Origin of the sequence: Staphylococcus sp. HMSC056G08 (genome assembly GCF_001812305.1) — a bacterium.
GTDB classification, from domain to species: domain Bacteria; phylum Bacillota; class Bacilli; order Staphylococcales; family Staphylococcaceae; genus Staphylococcus; species Staphylococcus simulans.
On record NZ_KV808468.1, the window covers coordinates 1 to 430 of the forward strand.

Sequence of the window (430 nt, forward strand, 5' to 3'; positions counted from 1 at the left end):
TGCGTGCTTCTGCTTGTTCTTTTTGACGTTCTTTACGTAAACGGTCCTTATAAACCAAATTGCGCAAAGCATCTTTTTCACGTTCCACAATATAAAACTCTGTTTCCAGCGGTAAAATATCGTCCATAATGTGTCCGTCATTTAAATATTTAATAATCGCTTGCGGCGGAACTTTAGACCTTTTCAAATCTTCAGCTACGATGTAAAAAATGAGACCTTTATGTTTAATCTTTCGGCATATTTTACCTTTGTACATCACATGATTGAAATTGTATTTAAGCGCATCTTCTATATCCCAACCCTTATCAAATCTTTCTTGCAAATCTTTAGAAGATACTTTTAAATTTTGAGATGCATATAAGATTTTTTGAGTTCCAATCTCAATCGTTTTACCTTTATAAATAAATTTTCCCATTACCTTAACCTCCTA

The 430-nt window shown here is 32.8% G+C and carries 1 protein-coding gene; it reads right to left on the minus strand.

Features of this window, described 5'->3' with window-relative positions; genetic code table 11:
* Positions 1-415: hypothetical protein (locus HMPREF2846_RS06840; RefSeq protein ID WP_070626265.1), on the minus strand; the 415-nt coding region annotated here is incomplete at its 3' end.
* Positions 416-430 lie beyond the last annotated feature (15 nt).